This window comes from Streptomyces prunicolor (genome assembly GCF_045162825.1).
In the GTDB taxonomy this organism is placed as follows: domain Bacteria; phylum Actinomycetota; class Actinomycetes; order Streptomycetales; family Streptomycetaceae; genus Streptomyces; species Streptomyces prunicolor.
In genome coordinates this window covers 9,204,330-9,220,845 of sequence record NZ_CP108676.1, presented here as the reverse complement: position 1 = coordinate 9,220,845, position 16,516 = coordinate 9,204,330, and the positions used below count along the sequence as shown (strand labels likewise).

Sequence of the window (16,516 nt, the reverse complement as noted above, 5' to 3'; positions counted from 1 at the left end):
CACCACGGGAAGGGGGGCTTCACGCGTGCGCGTTGGGCCCCCTTCCCTTTCCCGCCAGCGCGATCATGCGGTGCATGACGGCCACGGGGAGGGCGGGATTCTGAGCGGCGTCCCGGGCGCTGCGTTCGTCGAGGAGCAGTGACACCAGGTGCGCCGGGGGCAGGGCCGGGTTTCGGCGGGCCGGCTCGTACACCTCATGGGCGGTTTCCTGGGTCAGCCGGACCGCGGAGTCGGGGGACAGTCGTGGATCTTCCGCCGCTCGCCCCCGCACCTCGCTATCGGGATCGCGGCTGAACCGCTCGACGAGGTCGTCGTCCGACGCGGGATCGTCGAGCGCGAGAAGGCGCACGCGCGGACGCGGGTCGTCGGCGAAACGCAGCAGGTCGTCGCGGGGGAAGTTGGGATGGTTGCGGGGACGGCCGGGGAACGAGAAGCTGCCGGACCACCAGGCCCACACGTCCACGAGCACATCCGCGGTGGCGTCGTCGCAGGACTCGGCGAGGAAGAGACCCACGACGCAGTCCTCGTCGCGGGCCAACAGGTCCACGACGTCGGGCGGAAGGTGCGCGGCGCGGGCCACGCTGCGACGGATCAAGAGCTTGGCGGACGAGGCCAGTTGCCGCATTGCGGCCGCGTCGTCGTGAAGGGCCGCGACCCACCACAGGGCGCTGTCGTGGGAGTCCGCCGTGATGTCGGGAACGGTGTCGGCCATGGCGGTGATCTCGGCCGGGGTGGCAGGCGGGCGGGAGTCGGGGGACGGCGCGCGGCTCACGCCGAAGCCCACGCCGGGCCGGCTGTCGACCTGCTCCTCCGCCATCTCGGCCAAGAAGTGGTGACGGGGCAGCCCTGCGGAGGCGGCCAGAAGCCGGTCCCACTGATCACGCGAGAGCCTCCCGCTCTCCGCGGCCGGACCTCAGACGAATTTCGACGGATGGACCACGGCCGCGTCCAGAACACCGGCCGGAATGTCCGCGCGGTACAGAAAGCTCGTGTCTCCACCCGCGTCGAAGAGGCTGACCAACACCTCTACCGGGGCGCCCCAGACCCGTCAACCACCCGTTGGTGACACGCTCGTTGGGCCGAACGCCCTCGAACAGCGCGGACCAGACGTCGTTCATACGTCCCTCTCCCCCGAAGGTGTCCAAGGCTAGCGGCGTCGGTCCACGGCTCCCCCGTCGCCACCCGTCCGCCAGCTCTCAGCGCAACTCCGCCCGGAACCCCGCAGGCGTCACATCCGTGTGCTGCTGGAAGAACTTGGAGAAGTTCGCCGCGTCGGGGAACCCAACTGCCGCCCCCACGCGGCCGATCGGCAGCTCCGTGTGGGCCAACAGCCGTTTCGCCTCCAGGACGACGCGCTTGTCGATGAAGCCCTTGGGGGTCTCGCCGGTGGCGGCGCGGACCGCGCGGACGAGAGTGCGGCGGGAGTAGCCGAGGGCGTCGGCGTAGGCGCTGACGCTGTGGTTGGTGGCGAAGCCCTTCTCCACGGCGTCGCGGAAGAGCGTGAACGTCGTGTCGGCCTGTTGCCGGGCCGCCTCCGCCGAGCTGGCCGCGAGATGCGCGAGCCGTAGCAGGAAGGCCGTCAGGGAGTGTCGTAGGACCGAGGTGTGGAGGCTCAGCGGGAGGGTGGTCGAGTCCTCGTACTCGCGTTGGAGCTGGCCGAGCGAGGCGCGCAGGGCGGCGAGGCGGGGCTCGTCGGGATGCAGGAGGGGCGGGAGGTCGTAGCGGTAGAGGCCGGTCGCCTCGACCGTGGCGCGCGGGAGGAAGCCGGGCTGCATGGTCAGGACGGTGCCGTGGTACTCGTCGAGGCGGGAGAAGCGGTGGACCTGGCCGGGGCGGATCCACAGGACGTCGCCGGCGTTCGCCTCGTACTCGGCGAAGTCGATCATGTGGCGGACCGGGCCGCCGGAGAAGAGCATCACCACATGGAAGTCGATGCGGTGGACGCGGTTGAGGGGTGCGTCGGCGTGCCAGGCGTGGTCGGTGTCCATCGGGCCGACCTGCATACCGACGCCGCAGACACTCAGATCGACAGGGAAGGGAAACGTTCTGATCACGTCGCCGTCACCGCCGACGTCTTGGATAGTTCTGTCCGTCATGTCCTTCTCGTGCCGCCTCAGCGTTGCTGCCGGTGTCCCACTTTCACCACAGGCTGGCACACCGGCACCTTCCCTCGTAAAAGTCAGACTTTTAGATTTGAAGACGTCCGAGCAGTTCTTCCGCTCTTACCGAGGACTTCTTGAAGATGAACGCGCACACACCTGACAGCTTCGAGTGGACCGATCTCGACCGTCGAGCCGTCGACACCGCCCGCATTCTGGCTGCTGACGCGGTACAGAAGGTCGGCAACGGCCACCCGGGCACCGCGATGGCCCTGGCTCCCGCCGCGTACACGATCTTTCAGAAGGTGATGCGTCACGACCCCGCGGATCCCGAGTGGACCGGTCGTGACCGCTTCGTCCTCTCCCCCGGCCACACCTCGCTGACGCTGTACACGCAGCTGTACCTCGCCGGGTACGAGCTGGAGCTGGACGACCTGAAGGCGTTCCGGACGCACGGTTCCAAGACGCCTGGTCACCCCGAGTACGGGCACACGGCCGGTGTGGAGACCACGACAGGACCGCTCGGACAGGGTGTCGCCAACGCGGTGGGCATGGCCACGGCCGCCCGCTACGAGCGCGGCCTGTTCGACCCCGAGGCCCCCGAGGGCGAGTCGCCCTTCGACCACACCATCTGGGCGATCGTCTCCGACGGCGACCTGGAGGAGGGCATCTCCGCCGAGGCATCCTCCCTCGCCGGCCACCAGCAGCTCGGCAACCTGGTCTTCGTCTACGACGACAACCACATCTCCATCGAGGGCGACACCGCGACCGCCTTCTCCGAGGACGTCCTGAAGCGGTACGAGGCCTACGGCTGGCACACCCAGCGCATCGAGCCCTCCGCCGACGGCGACATCGACCCCCACGCGCTGTACACGGCGCTGAGGACGGCGCAGGCCGAGACCGGGCGCCCCTCGATCATCGCGATGCGCACGATCATCGCTTGGCCCGCTCCAAACGCCCAGAACACCGAGGCCTCCCACGGCTCCGCGCTCGGCGCCGACGAGATCGCCGCCACGAAGCGCGTCCTCGGCTTCGACCCGGAGCAGTCCTTCGAGGTCGCGGGCGACGTCATCGCCCACTCCCGCCAGGCCCTGGACCGGGGCGCCGAGGCGCACTCGGCGTGGGACAAGCAGCTCGACAAGTGGCGCGGCGCCCAGCCCGAGCGCGCGCAGCTCTTCGACCGGATCGTCGCCGGTCAGCTCCCCGAGGGCTGGGAGCAGTCCCTGCCAGTGTTCGAGGCGGGCTCCTCCGTCGCCACCCGCGCCGCCTCCGGCAAGGTCCTCCAGGCGCTTGGACCGGTCCTGCCCGAGCTGTGGGGCGGCTCCGCCGACCTCGCGGGCTCGAACAACACCACCATCGACAAGACGTCGTCCTTCCTCCCGAAGGGCAACCCGCTGCCGGAGGCCGACCCGTACGGCCGTACGATCCACTTCGGTATTCGCGAGCACTCGATGGCGGCCGAGATGAACGGCATCGCCCTGCACGGCAACACCCGTGTCTACGGCGGCACCTTCCTGGTGTTCTCCGACTACATGCGCAACGCCGTCCGCCTCTCCGCGCTGATGCAGCTGCCGGTGACGTACGTCTGGACCCACGACTCCATCGGTCTCGGCGAGGACGGTCCCACGCACCAGCCGGTCGAGCACCTCGCCTCGCTGCGCGCCATCCCGGGCCTGAACATCGTCCGTCCGGCCGATGCCAACGAGACCGCGATCGCCTGGGCCGAGATCCTCAAGCGGCACGCCACCAACCCGGCCCCGCACGGCCTCGCGCTGACCCGTCAGGGCGTCCCCGTCTACGAGCCCAACTCCGACGCGGCGCGCGGCGGTTACGTCCTCAAGGACTCCTCCACCGAGACCCCGGACGTGGTGCTCATCGCGACCGGTTCCGAGGTCCACCTCACCGTCGAGGCGCGCGAGCAGTTGGAGGCCGAGGGCGTTGGTACGCGGGTGGTGTCGATGCCGTCCGTGGAGTGGTTCGAGGAGCAGTCGCGCGAGTACCGCGACAGCGTCCTTCCGCCGTCCGTGAAGGCCCGCGTTGCGGTCGAGGCCGGGATCGGTCTCACGTGGTACCGGTTCGTGGGTGACGCAGGACGCATCGTCTCCCTCGAACACTTCGGCGCCTCCGCCGATGCCAAGACCCTGTTCGCCGAGTTCGGTTTCACCGCCGAGAACGTCGCCGCAGCTGCCAAGGAATCCCTCGCCGCCGCGCGCGGTTGATCCGATCGCCAGAAAGAAGATGATCACAGTGACCGAAGTGACCGCCACCGCGGGAGCACTCAAGCGCCTGTCCGACGAGGGCGTCTCCATCTGGCTGGACGACCTGTCGCGCAAGCGGATCGAGTCCGGCAACCTCGCCGAACTCGTCGACACCAAGAACGTCGTCGGTGTCACCACCAACCCCTCGATCTTCCAGGCCGCCATCGGCTCCGGCGAGGGCTACGAGGAGCAGCTCGCCGACCTGGCCGTACGCAAGGTGACGGTCGAAGAGGCCGTGCGGATGATGACCACCGCCGACGTCCGCGCCGCCGCCGACATCCTGCGCCCGGTGTACGACGCGACCGGCGGGCAGGACGGCCGGGTCTCCATCGAGGTCGACCCGCGGCTCGCCCACCACACGGCGGCCACCATCGCCGAGGCCAAGCAGCTGTCGTGGCTGGTGGACCGTTCCAACGTGATGATCAAGATCCCGGCGACGAAGGCCGGTCTCCCGGCCATCACCGAGGTCATCGGCGAGGGCATCAGCGTCAACGTCACGCTGATCTTCTCCCTGGAGCGCTACCGCGAGGTCATGGACGCCTACCTGGCCGGCCTGGAGAAGGCACGCGCCGCGGGCATCGACCTGGCGACCATCCACTCCGTGGCCTCCTTCTTCGTCTCCCGCGTCGACTCCGAGATCGACAAGCGCCTCACCGCGCTCGCCACGGACGAAGCCCTCGCTCTCAAGGGCAGGGCGGCGCTCGCCAACGCGCGGCTCGCCTACGAGGCGTACGAGGACGTCTTCTCCTCGGACCGTTGGACCGTTCTCGCGGGTGCGAAGGCCAACAAGCAGCGCCCCCTGTGGGCCTCGACCGGCGTCAAGGACCCGTCGTACAAGGACACCCTGTACGTCGACGAGCTGGTCGCGCCCGGCACGGTCAACACCATGCCGGAGGCGACGCTGAACGCCACCGCCGACCACGGTGACATCCACGGCGACACGGTGACCGGCGGCTACGCGCAGGCCCGCGCCGACCTGGACGCCGCAGAGCGACTGGGGATCTCGTACGACGTGGTCGTCAAGCAGTTGGAGGACGAGGGCGTCGCCAAGTTCGAGGTGGCCTGGCAGGACCTGCTGGACGCCGTCGCGAAGTCTCTGAGCGGCAAGGGGGGCGACGCGGAATGAGCGAGGAGCTTCCCGAAACGAAACCGGCCGATGCAGCCGAAGCGACTGGAACGGTCCAAACGGCTGTGCAGGCCCTGACCGGCGAGGAACTCACCGACGCGCCGGCCGCCGACTGGGACAACCCGCTGCGTGACGAGCGCGACCGCCGGCTGCCCCGGATCGCGGGCCCGTCCGGGCTGGTCATCTTCGGGGTCACCGGTGACCTGTCCCGCAAGAAGCTGATGCCGGCCGTCTACGACCTGGCCAACCGCGGCATGCTGCCGCCGGGCTTCTCGCTCGTCGGGTTCGCCCGGCGGGACTGGGAGGACCAGGACTTCGCGCAGGTGGTGCACGACTCGGTGCGCGAGCACTCCCGGACCGAGTTCCGCGAGGAGGTCTGGCAGCAGCTCGCCGAGGGTATGCGGTTCATCCCGGGCGACTTCGACGACGACACCGCGTTCAAGCAACTCCGCGCCGCAGTCGACGAGTTGGACACCTCGCGCGGCACGAGTGGCAACTACGCGTTCTACCTCTCCGTACCGCCGAAATTCTTCCCGAAGGTCGTCCAGCAGCTGAAGAAGCACGGGCTCGCGACGGCGGCCGAGGGCTCTTGGCGGCGCGCGGTCATCGAGAAGCCGTTCGGGCGCGACCTGAAGAGCGCGCGTGAGCTGAACAAGATCGTGCACGAGGTGTTCGACCCGGACCAGGTGTTCCGTATCGACCACTACCTCGGCAAGGAGACCGTCCAGAACATCCTGGCGCTGCGCTTCGCCAACCAGATGTACGAACCGATCTGGAACCGGTCCTACGTAGACCACATCCAGATCACGATGGCCGAGGACATCGGCATCGGCGGGCGCGCCGGCTACTACGACGGCATCGGTTCGGCCCGTGACGTCATCCAGAACCACCTCCTGCAGCTGATGGCGCTGACCGCCATGGAGGAGCCGATCGCCTTCGACGAGGAGGCGCTGCTCACCGAGAAGCTCAAGGTACTCAAATCGGTGCGGCTGCCCCAGGAGCTGGGCGAGCACACGGTGTTCGGGCAGTACGCGGAGGGCTGGCAGGGCGGCGAGAAGGTCGTCGGCTACCTCGAAGAGGACGGCATCGACCCGCAGTCGAAGACCGACACCTACGCGGCCGTCAAGCTGGAGGTCGACAACCGCCGCTGGGCAGGCATCCCCTTCTACCTGCGCACCGGCAAGCGCCTGGGCCGCCGGGTGACGGAGATCGCGGTCGTCTTCAAGCGCGCCCCGCACTCCCCCTTCGACTCCAGCGCCACCGAGGAGTTGGGCCAGAACGCGATCGTCATCCGCGTGCAGCCCGACGAGGGCATGACGGTCCGGTTCGGCTCCAAGGTGCCGGGCACCTCGATGGAGATCCGGGACGTGTCCATGGACTTCGCCTACGGCGAGTCGTTCACGGAGTCGAGCCCGGAGGCGTACGAGCGGCTCATCCTGGATGTACTGCTCGGCGACGCCAACCTGTTCCCGCGCCACCAGGAAGTGGAAGAGTCCTGGAAGATCCTCGACCCGATCGAGGAGTACTGGGCACAGAACGGCAAGCCCGCGCAGTACTCCTCGGGCAGTTGGGGTCCCCAGGAGGCGGACGAGATGCTCGCACGAGACGGACGGAGCTGGCGCAGGCCATGAAGATCGACCTGAGCGACACCACGGCAAGCAAGATCAACAAGGCGCTGGTGCAGGGTCGCCGCGACATCGGCACCCCTGCCGTGGGCATGGTCCTGACGATGGTCATCGTCACGGACGAGGAGAACGCCTACGACTCGATCAAGGCGGCCGAGGAGGCCTCGCACGAGCACCCCTCGCGCACCCTGGTCGTCATCAAGCGGCACGCCCGCACCCCGCGGGACCGTACCAATTCGCACCTCGACGCCGAGGTCCGGGTGGGCGCCGACGCCGGTACCGGCGAGACGGTCGTGCTGCGGACCTACGGCGAGGTGTCCGACCACGCCGACTCCGTGGTGCTGCCGCTGCTGCTGCCGGACGCGCCGGTCGTCGTGTGGTGGCCGGGCGACGCGCCCGAGGTCCCGGCGAAGGACCCGCTGGGCGCCCTCGCGCAGCGCCGGATCACCGACCTGTACGCGGCGACGAACCCGCTTGAGGCGCTGGACGCCCGGGCCCGTTCCTACGCGCCCGGCGACACCGACCTCGCCTGGACCCGGCTGACCCCGTGGCGCTCGATGCTCGCGGCGGCCCTCGACCAGGCCAAGTCGAAGATCACCTCGGGTGCGGTGGAGAGCGAGGCCGACAACCCGGCCGCCGAGCTGCTGGCCCGCTGGCTGGAGGCCCGCCTCAAGGTGAAGATCGACCGTGTGGTCACCGACGGACCGGTCATCACGGCCGTGCGCCTGGGCACCGGGGCCGGCGAGGTCGTCATCGACCGTCCCGAGGGCCCGCTGGCCACGCTGTCCCTGCCCGGGCAGCCGTCCCGCACCCTCGCGCTGAAGGTCCGCACGACCTCCGAACTGATCGCCGAGGAGCTGCGGCGCCTCGACGCCGACGAGATGTACGCCATCGCCCTGCGGGCCGAGGGCACCAAGGAGACCCCTTCCCATGTCTGACTCCCCCAAGCTGGTGCGGCGGCCCGAGTGGGCCGCTCTGGAGGACCACCGCGCGGATCAACTACGGCCGCAGCTGCGTGAGTTGTTCGCGGCGGACCCGGGGCGCGCGGAGCGGTACGTGGTCACCGTCGGCGATCTGCGCATCGACTACTCCAAGCACCTGATCACGGACGAGACCCTCGCCCTCCTCCAGGAACTCGCCACCGCCACTGGCGTGTTCGGTCTCCGGGACGCGATGTTCCGCGGCGAGAAGATCAACGTCACCGAGGACCGCGCGGTCCTGCACACCGCGCTGCGCGCCCCGCGTGACGCGGTGATCGAGGTCGACGGCGAGAACGTCGTGCCCCAGGTCCACGCCGTGCTCGACAAGATGGCCGGCTTCGCGAACCGCGTCCGCTCCGGCGAGTGGACCGGACACACGGGCCGTCGTATCCGCAACGTCGTCAACATCGGCATCGGCGGCTCCGACCTCGGTCCGGCGATGGCGTACGAGGCGCTCCGCGCGTTCACCGACCGCTCGTTGACGGTCCGGTTCGTGTCGAACGTGGACGGCGCCGACCTGCACGAGGCCACCCACGACCTCGACCCGGCGGAGACGCTGTTCATCGTCGCGTCGAAGACGTTCACCACGATCGAGACGATCACCAACGCAACGTCCGCCCGGACGTGGCTCCTTGAGGGTCTCGGCGATGGGGGCCCCTCCCGCTCGAGCGAAGCCGAGAGTGGGGGAGACAAGGCGGTCGCGAAGCACTTCGTGGCGCTGTCGACCAACGCCGGGAAGGTGTCGGACTTCGGCATCGACACGGACAACATGTTCGAGTTCTGGGACTGGGTCGGCGGACGCTACTCCTACGACTCGGCCATCGGTCTCTCCCTGATGATCGCCATCGGCCCGGACCGCTTCCGCGAGATGCTCGACGGTTTCCACCTCGTCGACGAGCACTTCCGCACCGCGCCCGCCGAGTCCAACGCCCCTTTGCTGCTCGGCCTGTTGGGCGTCTGGTACGGCAACTTCTTCGACGCGCAGTCGCACGCGGTGCTGCCGTACTCGCACTATCTCTCCAAGTTCACCGCCTACTTGCAGCAGCTGGACATGGAGTCCAACGGCAAGTCCGTGGACCGGGACGGGAATCCGGTGGAGTGGCAGACCGGCCCGGTGGTCTGGGGCACCCCGGGGACCAATGGCCAGCACGCCTACTACCAACTCATCCACCAGGGCACGAAGTTGATCCCGGCGGACTTCATCGGCTTCGTCAACCCGGTCGCCGAGCTGAGCGACGGGCTCAAGAAGCAGCACGACCTGCTGATGGCCAACTTCTTCGCCCAGACACAGGCGTTGGCCTTCGGCAAGACGCCGGACGAGGTACGCGCGGAGGGCGTGCCCGAGGAACTGGTGCCGCACAAGACGTTCAAGGGCAACCACCCCACGACGACGATCCTTGCCCGTGAGCTGACCCCGTCCGTGCTCGGGCAGTTGATCGCGCTCTACGAGCACAAGGTGTTCGTGCAGGGCGCGGTCTGGAACATCGACTCCTTCGACCAGTGGGGCGTGGAGCTGGGCAAGGTCCTCGCCAAGCGCGTCGAACCCGCCCTCACCGAAGGCGCGGACGTACCCGGGCTCGACTCCTCCACCGCCGCTCTCGTGGCCACCTACCGGACTCTCCGTAATTCCCAGGATTCTCAGGAAGTGAACTGACATGCAGCTCGGACTGATCGGCCTCGGCAAGATGGGCGGCAACATGCGCGAGCGCATCCGCCGCGCCGGCCACACCGTCATCGGCTACGACCGCAACCCCGAAGTGACCGACGTCGAGAGCCTCGCCGAACTGGTCGAGAAGCTCGAAGCGCCGCGCACGGTATGGGTGATGGTCCCGGCCGGTGCCCCGACCCAGTCGGTCGTCGACGAGCTGGGCGAGCTGCTCCAGCCCGACGATGTCATCGTGGACGGCGGCAACTCCCGCTGGACGGACGACGAGAAGCACGCCGAGGAGCTGGGTGCCAAGGGCATCGGCTTCGTCGACGCGGGTGTCTCCGGCGGTGTGTGGGGCCTGAAGAACGGCTACGCGCTGATGGTCGGCGGCGACGCCGAGAACATCGCGAAGGTGCAGCCGATCTTCGACGCGCTCAAGCCCGAGGGCGAGTTCGGCTTCGTGCACGCCGGCAAGGTGGGTGCCGGGCACTTCTCGAAGATGGTTCACAACGGCATCGAGTACGCCATGATGCAGGCGTACGCCGAGGGTTGGGAGCTGCTGGAGAAGGTCCACTCCGTCACGGACGTGCGGGAGGTGTTCCGCTCCTGGCAGGAGGGCACGGTCATCCGCTCGTGGCTGCTCGACCTCGCGGTCAACGCCCTTGACAGCGATGAGCACTTGGACAAGCTGCGCGGTTTCGCGGAGGACTCCGGCGAGGGCCGGTGGACCGTCGAGGCGGCCATCGACAACGCGGTACCGCTGCCCGCGATCACGGCCTCCCTCTTCGCGCGGTTCGCGTCGCGCCAGGACGACTCGCCGCAGATGAAGATGATCGCGGCGCTGCGCAACCAGTTCGGCGGCCACGCCGTCGAATCCAAGTAGGCGCGCCGTGGGGGATCTTCTGCTGGTCCGCCACGGCGAGACGGAGTGGAGCGTGTCGGGCCAGCACACCAGCTGGACCGACCTGCCCCTCACCCAGCACGGCGAGGAACAGGCCAAGTCCCTCGCTCCGCTCCTCTCGGACCGGACCTTCGCTCTCGCACTGACCAGCCCGCTCGGCCGCGCGATACGCACCGCCGAACTCGCGGGCATCACCGGGGCCGTTCCCGACCCCGACCTCCACGAGTGGGACTACGGCGCCTACGAGGGCGTCACCACCGTCGACATCCACCGCACCCGGCCCGACTGGTACTTGTGGACCGACGGAGTGCCGCCGGGCCCGGCCGGACACCCGGGCGAGTCCCCGGACAAGGTCGGCGCCCGGGCCGACCGGGTCCTGAAGCGGGTGGACTCGGCGCTCGGGGACGGTGACGTGGTCCTCGTGGCGCACGCCCACTTCCTGCGCGTCCTCACGGCCCGCCGCCTGGGCCTGACGGCGGCGGACGGCCGCCTGTTCCAACTGGCGACCGGCACGGTCAGCCGCCTCTCCACCGAGCACGACCGCCCGGTCATCGCGGAGTGGAACACCCGACCGTAACAACGGCACAACTCCCCGGCCCGGACCGCACGTTGACATGCGGTCCGGGCCGGATTCGTCCCCTGTGCGCGCGACCTCCGCGCGGCTAGAGTCCCGCCTGATGGAGATCAACGATCTGACACCGGCCGAGGAACAGGTGTGGCGGGCCTTCCCGTTGGGTGAGTCCGTGGACTTCCGTACGGCGGACGACGAGGACGTCGCCCTCGGCGGCGACTGGGGTCCCGAACGGACCGTCCGGGCCGAGGTGTTGCGGGCGCTGCTGCTCAACGGGCCGCAGGAAGCAGGGGAGATAGCGTCGCTGAGTCTGGCGGGCGCCCGGATCAGCGGGAGGCTCGATCTGCAGTACGCGACGATCGACCACGCCGTCCGGCTGCGGAACTGCTACTTCGACGGAGTGCCCCGCTTCTACGCCTCCCGGCTGCGCGAGCTCAACCTCAGCGAGTCCGTCCTGCCCGGTCTCACCGCCCACGCGATGCGCGTGGACGGCGTGCTGCGGATGACCCGGTCCCGGTTCCGCGGAGTGGTACGGCTGGCCGGGGTGAAGGTCTCCGGGAGCCTGTTCATGGAGAGCGCGGAGATCATCGCCCCGGACGCCGAGGAACCGGTGCTCCAGCTCAACCAGGCGGCCGTCGGCGACGATCTCCGGGCCACCGGCCTGCGCACCCAGGGTCAGATACGGCTCAGCGGGGCGAGCGTCGCCGGGTCGGTCAACCTCAACACGGCGCACCTCTGCAATCCCGGGGGCTCCGCGGTCGACGCCGAGATCCTCGCCGTGGAGGGCAACGTCCTCGTCCGGGAGGCCCGGGTGGACGGCTGGGTGGGCCTGCGCGGCGCCCGGATCGCGGGCCGGCTGGACCTGTCGTACGCGATCCTGTCGAACCCGGGCGGTCCCGTGCTGCTGGCGAGCAGCACCACCATGGGAGAACTCTGGCTGCGCCAGAGCCCGCCCATGCAGGGGGGACTCGTGCTGCGCAGTGCCCAGATCGACGTGCTGCTGCTGGAGCCGGAGGCCCTGCCGGCGCAGGTCTTCCTCACCAGCCTCAGCTACACCTCGCTCATCCCGCACGAGCCCGCCGAGCGCCGGCTGACCATGTTGGAACGCGACGGCGACGGCTATGTCCCGCACGCCTACGAGGAGTTGGCCGCCGCGTATCGCCGCGTCGGCGACGACTACGCCGCCCGCAACGTCCAACTGGCCAAGCAGCGCCGCCTGCGCGGCACCCTCCGGTGGTACTACCGGATCTGGGGCTACGCCCAGGACACCACCGTCGGCTACGGCTTCCGCCCGCTGCGGGCCTGCACCTGGCTGCTGTCGCTGCTGGCGATCGGCTCCCTCGCGTACGGCCTGCACCAGCCCCCCGCCCTCAAGCCGTCCGAGGCCCCGCACTTCAACCCGGTGTTCTACACGCTCGATCTGCTGCTGCCGGTGATCTCCTTCGGCCAGGAGGAGGCGTTCGCGCCGGAGGGCTGGTACCAGTACCTCTCCTACGCCCTGATCATCACCGGCTGGATCCTCGCCACGACGGTCGTCACCGGCGTGACCCGGTCCGTCAGCCGCCAGTGAGGCCCTTCGCCGCGTGCTGGGCGGCAAGCCGCACCGGCGCGTTCTGGGCGCCGTAACCGCGGTAGTCGCCGTCGCGCTGCACGAGTTCGAAGAAGACCCGCCCGACGGTCCGCGTGTAGCAGTGCCGGAACTCGCCGCCCGCGTCCCGGTCGTAGAGGATGCCGAGGTCCTGGTACGTCGCCAACTCGTCCTCGGTGAAGGCGAATCGGGCGGCGAGGTCGTCGTAGTAGTTCGCGGGCATGCGCAGCAGTTGGCCGCCGGACTCGCGGAAGCGGCGGGCGGCCGTGACCACGTCCTCGGTGGCGAGGGCGATGTGCTGGGCGTGGGCGCCGTCCTCGCTCGGGGCCGCGCCGACGCTCAACGCGATACGGACGCTGCCGTCGGGGGTGGTGACGGCGCGGCTGCGGAGCAGGCCGTAGGGGTCGGCGACGTCGACGCTCTCCTGCGCCTGGAGGCCAAGGACGCTGCGGTGGAAGAGAGTTGCCTCGTCGAAGTGGTGCCAGGGCTGCGTGAGCGCGAGATGGTCGATGCGCTGGACGCCTGTCCCCGCGGGCAGTTGAGCGGTGGTGCCGGTGAAGTCGGCACGCCATCCGGGGAGTTCGGGGGTGGTGCGGGCGCAGAAGAAGAGTTCCGTGCCGTCCGGTGCGGCCACTGCGTCGAGCGGGGCGTCCTCGGGGGTACGGCGGCGGGGCAGGACCGGCGCGAGGAGGGCCTCGGCGCGGCGGGCGGCGCCCTCGGGGTCGGGTGACTCCAGGCCGATCGCCGCGAGGGCCGTACCGTCCCGTCGTAGGGCGGGGCCGGTGTTGACCAGGATGCGGGCCTCGCCCTGCTGCCACAGGTCCACCGGTTTGGTGCGGTGACGGGCCGTGCGGGCGAAGCCGAGGGCGCCGAGCAGTACCGAGACGGGTTCGGCGTCGGGAGTGACGAGTTCGGCGAAGGCGATACCCGTGGGGACGACGGGGGCAGGAGGCTCCAGTACGCCGACCGCCTCCTGAAGGACCAGCAGCGAGCGGTGGGCGTCGATCGCCGTGGTGCCCGCTTCCGCCTGCCGGAACACGTCGTTGAAGACCTCCAGCGACAGCGGGCCGTCGTAGCCCGTGTGCAGGACGTGCCGTACGAGTCCTGCGACGTCGAAACCGCCCTGGCCGGGGAAGCAGCGGTAGTGGCGGCTCCACTGGAGGACGTCCATCGCGAGCAGCGGGGCGTCGGCGAGTTGGAGGTAGAAGATCTTCTCGCCGGGGATGTCCGCGATCCCCTTGAGGTCCTCGGGGTCGGAGCTCCGCGACAGGATGTGGAAGCTGTCCAGGCAGGTGCCGAGTGCCGGGTGGTCGGCCGTCTCGACGATGCGCCAGGCGTGGTCGTACGTACTGACGTGCCGTCCCCAGGCGAGCGCCTCGTACGCGACGCGGACGCCGAACTCCTGGGCGAGGTCGGCCAGTTGGCTCAGCTGTGCGGCGGCGAGGGTGTCGTCGTCCTCGGCGAGCGGGGAGACGCTGGAGCAGACGAGGACGGTGTCGGTGCCGAGCCTGCGCATCAGCTCGAACTTGTGCCGGGCGCGGCGCAGATTGCGGGCGAACTCGGCCTCGGGCACCGCCTCGATGTCCCGCATCGGCTGGTAGAGGTCGATGGTCAGGCCGAGGTCGGCGCAGCGGGCGCGGATCTCCTCGGGCGTCAACGGGCTGGCGAGGAGGTCGTTCTCGAAGATCTCGACGCCGTCGAAGCCGGCCCGGGAGGCAGCGGTGAGCTTCTCGGTGAGGGAGCCGCTGAGGGAGACGGTGGCGATCGACGTACGCATCGGGGTACCTCTCAATTTCGCTGCGGGCACGGCTAGTTCGGTGCGAGCGCGGCTATTTCTGGGCGGGCGCGGCTCTATTTCGGTGCGGGCACGGCACCGGCCAGCTCGGCGATGTCCGCGAGCATCCGCGCGCTGTCGGGTTCCCGGCCGGTGAACAGGCGGAACGCGTCCGCCGCCTGGAAGACCGCCATGCCGCCCCCGTCGAGAGTGGCGCAGCCCAACGCGCGGGCAGTGCTGAGCAGTTGGGTCTCCAGCGGGCGGTAGACCACTTCGGCTACCCACAGCGCGGTGTGCAACAGGCGTGCGGGGAAGGGCAGTCCGGGGTGGGCGGCCATCCCGGTGGGGGTCGCGTGGACGATGCCGTCGGCGTCGGTGAGCAGTTCGGGCAGCCGGTCGGGGGTGGCGCCGGCCGCGCGGCCCGGGCCGAAGTGGTGGTTCAGGGAGTCGGCGAGGGCGGTGGCACGCTCGGGCAGCGCGTCGACGACGGTGACGCGCTCGGCGCCGAGGGTGAGCGTGGCGTGGGCCACGGCCGCGCCCGCGCCGCCCGCGCCCACCTGCACGACCCGTTCCATGGGCGCGTCGGGCAGTCCGCGGGCGAAGGAGGCGGCGAAGCCGGTGACGTCCGTGTTGTGGCCGATCGCGCGGCCGTCCGCCTCGAAGACGACGGTGTTGACCGCGCCCAGCGCCTCGGCCTGCGGGGCGAGCCCGTCGAGGTGCTCGATGACGAGCTGCTTGCAGGGGTGGGTGATGTTGAGCCCGTCGAAACCCAAGTCGCGGGCGGCGCGCACCAGTTCGCCCACCGCCTCCGGGCCGACGCCGAGCACGTCGATGTCGATGAGCCGGTACAGATAGCGCAAGCCCTGCCGGTCGGCCTCGCGTTCGTGCAGGGCGGGGCTGAGGGAGGGGCCGATACCGGAACCGATCAGCCCGACGAGATACGAGTGGACGAAAGACGGGTCGACGAGAGACGGGTCCTTGAAGACGTCGGCCACGGTGGTCCTCCCGAGCTGAGCGGCTCACTAATGTACGAACTAGTACGTTAGCTATATCAGCATCACCGAGCCACGGGAACCCCTCGGCCGGGAACCCGACCGCCCGTGACCGGTCGCTCCTTCTACAATCGGCCGCACACCACGCGCACGCCCGAAGGAAGCCAAGGAACCCGATGACCAGCGTCGAAGAGCCGGCACGACCGAACGGGCGCATCCGTGACGCGGCCCGCACCAAGGCCGAGATCCTCGACGTGGCCACGCACGAGTTCGCCCGGGCCGGCTACGACGGCGCCCGCGTGGACGAGATCGCCGCCCGCACCCGCACCACCAAGCGGATGATCTACTACTACTTCGGCGGCAAGGAGCAGCTCTTCACCGCCGTCCTGGAACGGTCCTACGGAGTGATCCGCGAGGCCGAACGAGGCCTGGACGTCGAGCATCTGGACCCGGTCGCGGCCATCCGCCGGCTCGCGGAGCTGACCTTCGACCACCACGAGCAGCACCCGGACTTCATCCGCCTGGTGTCCATCGAGAACATCCACGGCGCCGAGCACATCGCCGCCTCCGAGAAGCTCGGGAAGATCGGCTCGCCCGCCCTCGACGTGATCCGCCGGATCCTGGAGTCGGGACAGAAGTCGGGCCTGTTCACGGCCGACGTGGACGCCGTCGACCTGCACGCGATGATCAGTTCCTTCTGCTTCTTCCGGGTCGCCAACCGGCACACCTTCGGCGCCCTGTTCGGCCGCGACCTGGTGGCGCCGGCGCAGCGCGAGCACTACCGGACGATGCTGGGCGACATGGTGATCGCCTATCTGACGGCGGAGCGGGCGACGGACTGAGCCGCGAGATCCTTCGGTACGGCCTCTTGACACCCGGGAAACGTGAGCGCAACATCCGTAGCCAACCGCTACTAACTACCCAGTGGGTTAATTAGCCGGGCAGCACCCGGCG

13 protein-coding genes are annotated in these 16,516 nt (G+C 69.6%); 9 read left to right on the top strand and 4 right to left on the bottom strand.

Annotation, left to right across the window (positions count from 1 at the left end):
* Window positions 1–19: 19 nt before the first annotated feature.
* Both OG588_RS41840 and OG588_RS41835 read right to left on the bottom strand, forming a co-directional pair.
* The gene (locus tag OG588_RS41840) at window positions 20–817 is read right to left on the bottom strand and encodes a hypothetical protein (protein WP_405951800.1); all 798 of its coding nucleotides are present in this window, start codon (window positions 815–817) and stop codon (window positions 20–22) included.
* Window positions 818–1,196: 379 nt separating this feature from the next.
* Window positions 1,197–2,096, bottom strand: coding sequence for a helix-turn-helix domain-containing protein (locus tag OG588_RS41835; RefSeq protein WP_405951799.1), 900 nt, complete (start codon window positions 2,094–2,096; stop codon window positions 1,197–1,199).
* Between the two features lie 146 nt (window positions 2,097–2,242).
* On the opposite strand from OG588_RS41835, the gene tkt reads away from it, so the two are divergent.
* From tkt to OG588_RS41795, 8 genes are all read left to right on the top strand, one after another.
* Entirely contained in the window at window positions 2,243–4,318 is a 2,076-nt protein-coding gene (gene tkt / locus OG588_RS41830) for a transketolase (RefSeq protein ID WP_405951798.1), read from the top strand.
* A gap of 19 nt (window positions 4,319–4,337) precedes the next feature.
* Window positions 4,338–5,483 (top strand): transaldolase, encoded by a 1,146-nt coding sequence (gene tal, locus OG588_RS41825; RefSeq protein WP_405951797.1) that lies wholly within the window; start codon window positions 4,338–4,340, stop codon window positions 5,481–5,483.
* Complete coding sequence (gene zwf, locus OG588_RS41820; protein ID WP_405951796.1) at window positions 5,480–7,114, top strand: glucose-6-phosphate dehydrogenase; 1,635 nt, start codon at window positions 5,480–5,482, stop codon at window positions 7,112–7,114. Before tal ends, zwf begins: the two co-directional genes overlap by 4 nt.
* Complete coding sequence (opcA, locus tag OG588_RS41815; RefSeq protein WP_405951795.1) at window positions 7,111–8,046, top strand: glucose-6-phosphate dehydrogenase assembly protein OpcA; 936 nt, start codon at window positions 7,111–7,113, stop codon at window positions 8,044–8,046. The genes zwf and opcA overlap by 4 nt, the downstream gene beginning before the upstream one ends.
* Entirely contained in the window at window positions 8,039–9,742 is a 1,704-nt protein-coding gene (gene pgi / locus OG588_RS41810; protein WP_405951794.1) for a glucose-6-phosphate isomerase, read from the top strand. Before opcA ends, pgi begins: the two co-directional genes overlap by 8 nt.
* Before the next feature lies 1 nt (window position 9,743).
* Complete coding sequence (gene gnd / locus OG588_RS41805; RefSeq protein WP_405951793.1) at window positions 9,744–10,619, top strand: phosphogluconate dehydrogenase (NAD(+)-dependent, decarboxylating); 876 nt, start codon at window positions 9,744–9,746, stop codon at window positions 10,617–10,619.
* 7 nt (window positions 10,620–10,626) lie between these two features.
* Entirely contained in the window at window positions 10,627–11,214 is a 588-nt protein-coding gene (locus tag OG588_RS41800; protein WP_405951792.1) for a histidine phosphatase family protein, read from the top strand.
* A gap of 100 nt (window positions 11,215–11,314) precedes the next feature.
* The gene (locus tag OG588_RS41795) at window positions 11,315–12,778 is read left to right on the top strand and encodes a membrane-associated oxidoreductase (RefSeq protein ID WP_405951791.1); all 1,464 of its coding nucleotides are present in this window, start codon (window positions 11,315–11,317) and stop codon (window positions 12,776–12,778) included.
* Here OG588_RS41795 and OG588_RS41790 read toward each other — a convergent pair.
* Together OG588_RS41790 and OG588_RS41785 are read right to left on the bottom strand one after the other, a co-directional pair.
* The gene (locus OG588_RS41790) at window positions 12,765–14,573 is read right to left on the bottom strand and encodes a bifunctional sugar phosphate isomerase/epimerase/4-hydroxyphenylpyruvate dioxygenase family protein (protein WP_405951790.1); all 1,809 of its coding nucleotides are present in this window, start codon (window positions 14,571–14,573) and stop codon (window positions 12,765–12,767) included. The two genes, OG588_RS41795 and OG588_RS41790, sit on opposite strands and share 14 nt — an antisense overlap.
* 74 nt (window positions 14,574–14,647) lie before the next feature.
* Window positions 14,648–15,565 (bottom strand): shikimate dehydrogenase, encoded by a 918-nt coding sequence (locus OG588_RS41785; RefSeq protein WP_405951789.1) that lies wholly within the window; start codon window positions 15,563–15,565, stop codon window positions 14,648–14,650.
* A gap of 173 nt (window positions 15,566–15,738) precedes the next feature.
* Here OG588_RS41785 and OG588_RS41780 point away from each other — a divergent pair, with 173 nt between their 5' ends.
* Window positions 15,739–16,404 (top strand): TetR/AcrR family transcriptional regulator, encoded by a 666-nt coding sequence (locus OG588_RS41780; protein ID WP_405951788.1) that lies wholly within the window; start codon window positions 15,739–15,741, stop codon window positions 16,402–16,404.
* Window positions 16,405–16,516 lie beyond the last annotated feature (112 nt).

Coding starts and splice junctions, on each gene's coding strand:
- OG588_RS41840 (WP_405951800.1), bottom strand. CDS start 817: ATGGCGGAGGAGCAGGTCGACAGCCGGCCCGGCGTGGGCTTCGGCGTG.
- OG588_RS41835 (WP_405951799.1), bottom strand. CDS start 2,096: ATGACGGACAGAACTATCCAAGACGTCGGCGGTGACGGCGACGTGATC.
- tkt (WP_405951798.1), top strand. CDS start 2,243: ATGAACGCGCACACACCTGACAGCTTCGAGTGGACCGATCTCGACCGT.
- tal (WP_405951797.1), top strand. CDS start 4,338: ATGATCACAGTGACCGAAGTGACCGCCACCGCGGGAGCACTCAAGCGC.
- zwf (WP_405951796.1), top strand. CDS start 5,480: ATGAGCGAGGAGCTTCCCGAAACGAAACCGGCCGATGCAGCCGAAGCG.
- opcA (WP_405951795.1), top strand. CDS start 7,111: ATGAAGATCGACCTGAGCGACACCACGGCAAGCAAGATCAACAAGGCG.
- pgi (WP_405951794.1), top strand. CDS start 8,039: ATGTCTGACTCCCCCAAGCTGGTGCGGCGGCCCGAGTGGGCCGCTCTG.
- gnd (WP_405951793.1), top strand. CDS start 9,744: ATGCAGCTCGGACTGATCGGCCTCGGCAAGATGGGCGGCAACATGCGC.
- OG588_RS41795 (WP_405951791.1), top strand. CDS start 11,315: ATGGAGATCAACGATCTGACACCGGCCGAGGAACAGGTGTGGCGGGCC.
- OG588_RS41790 (WP_405951790.1), bottom strand. CDS start 14,573: ATGCGTACGTCGATCGCCACCGTCTCCCTCAGCGGCTCCCTCACCGAG.
- OG588_RS41780 (WP_405951788.1), top strand. CDS start 15,739: ATGACCAGCGTCGAAGAGCCGGCACGACCGAACGGGCGCATCCGTGAC.